At 39.2% G+C, this 1,877-nt stretch carries 1 protein-coding gene; it reads left to right on the top strand.

Going from position 1 to position 1,877, the window contains the following annotated elements; all coding sequences use genetic code 11:
• The first annotated feature begins 473 nt into the window (after positions 1-473).
• Positions 474-1,733 (top strand): IS110 family RNA-guided transposase, encoded by a 1,260-nt coding sequence (locus tag BM212_RS12265; protein ID WP_080145550.1) that lies wholly within the window; start codon positions 474-476, stop codon positions 1,731-1,733.
• The last annotated feature ends 144 nt before the right edge of the window (positions 1,734-1,877 follow it).

Consider the following 1,877-nt stretch of genomic DNA (forward strand, 5'->3'; position numbering starts at 1 on the left):
AATAAGTATGTAGTTAAGAATTGTTCTTAACTTAGTTGATGGATTAACTGTTTGAAAGAATGGAGCTTTCTCCCCCATGGGGGAGAAAAATTTCAAAAAGTCGCTTTTGATGATCCATTCACTTTAGTTCTTTGATAATTAAATATCTTGGTTATCGCTTGGTCATTCCGTGCTGTTTCTGTGTAAAATAGAACTAGATGGAAGATGGTTCTAAATGGGATGAAGCTTTCCCCTCCTTGTAGTTCGACTACTCATTAAGCATGCTTCCCGTCACAATGTTGAGACTATTTACTCATAAGCTGTATGGCTTGGTTCTTGTGTCCGTTGGTCTTAGGAAACCTTCGGTCTTGGCAGCTACACAAGAAACGAGTTAAATACTTATGCTCGAGGTTAAGGCACGCATTGTGTTACAGGGATAGCCCGGAGTGACCAAGCTTACCTTCCAAATTTATAACGAAAGGGGGAACCCTTCCATGAAATTATTTGTCGGTTTAGACGTAAGTAAAGCGAAGCTTGATGCTTGTTTTCTCTTACGTGAAGATGATACCAATACGATTCTTTGGCAAGAGACAGTAGCGAATAGTGAGTCAGGCGCCACAATGATTAAAGATAAAATCCTTCGCTTTCACGAGGAGTTGGATTTTGACAAAATACTTGTAGGTATGGAAGCGACGGGTCAATACAGTATGCACCCGTCCCTATTCTTCTCAAATGATCCAGAGTTGAAACTGATTAACGTTGAAACCATTGTAGAAAACCCGCGGGTTATTCATCGTTTTTCTAAAGTCTGGACAGAAGAAAAGAATGATAAATTAGACGCCCAAATCATTGCAGAGTTTTTGACAACTGGAAAGCATACGAAATCTCAACCACGAGAAGAAAAATTCGTTGCTCTTCTACGTTTTACTCGTACACGCTATCAGTTGATTCGACAGATGACCGAAGCCCAGCAGCACTACGTGGAAAATCTTTATTACAAGTGCAACACTCTTTCGAGTGACTTAAAAGCTGAAAATATAAGCACGTCTGTGTTTAGTTCAACGATGATTCAATTAATGAATGGCGACATTTCAATGGCTGAGATTCGGACAATGAATAGCGTTGAGCTAGCTGCTTTACTTCAAAAGTTTGGACGAGGACGCTTTAAAGATCCTGTCAAATTAGCTAAAGTCATTAGAAAATCTGTCTCAGACTCTTATCGCTTAGGCAAATTAGCACAAGACAGTATTGATATCAATCTAGGTGTTCAAATGCGTGTTATACGTGGATTTGAACAAGAAATAAAAATCATTGATAAAGCCATTGAGAATATTATGGAAACCATCGATAGCGCCAAAACATTGTTAAGCATTCCAGGAATTGGACCTGTTTATGCCGCAGGCATTATCGCTGAAGTTGGTCAAATTGACCGATTTAACCATGAAGCTCAACTGGCAAAATACGCTGGTCTTTATTGGCCAAAACATCAATCTGGTAACTATCAAAAAGAAAAGACACCGATGTCTAAGTCAGGAAACCGTTATTTACGTTATTACTTAGTTCAAGCTGCCAACTCTGTAAGACGATATATTCCTGAGTATGAAGCCTATTACCAGAAAAAATATAAAGAAGTACCGAAAACACAACACAAACGAGCCCTCGTCTTAACTGCACGAAAATTAGTGCGTCTGGTGTTTGCACTCCTAAGCGATCACCAACTCTATATCGCAAGATCGGAGGCGATGGAGTCTTAAGAGAAACTATTTCTTAAGGACGACTATCCGAAGACATAAACCGAACGTATTTTCGAATGCGTGGCGGTTTAGTTCAGTGCACCCTTTTTTATGAAATTAGGTTGTCATTTTAATCTATTCTCTTGACTTAACACCATAATGCTT

Source organism: Marinilactibacillus piezotolerans (genome assembly GCF_900114235.1).
GTDB classification, from domain to species: domain Bacteria; phylum Bacillota; class Bacilli; order Lactobacillales; family Carnobacteriaceae_A; genus Marinilactibacillus; species Marinilactibacillus piezotolerans.

Excerpts from the sequence above, each read along its gene's own strand:
- BM212_RS12265 (WP_080145550.1), top strand. The coding sequence starts at position 474 with ATGAAATTATTTGTCGGTTTAGACGTAAGTAAAGCGAAGCTTGATGCT.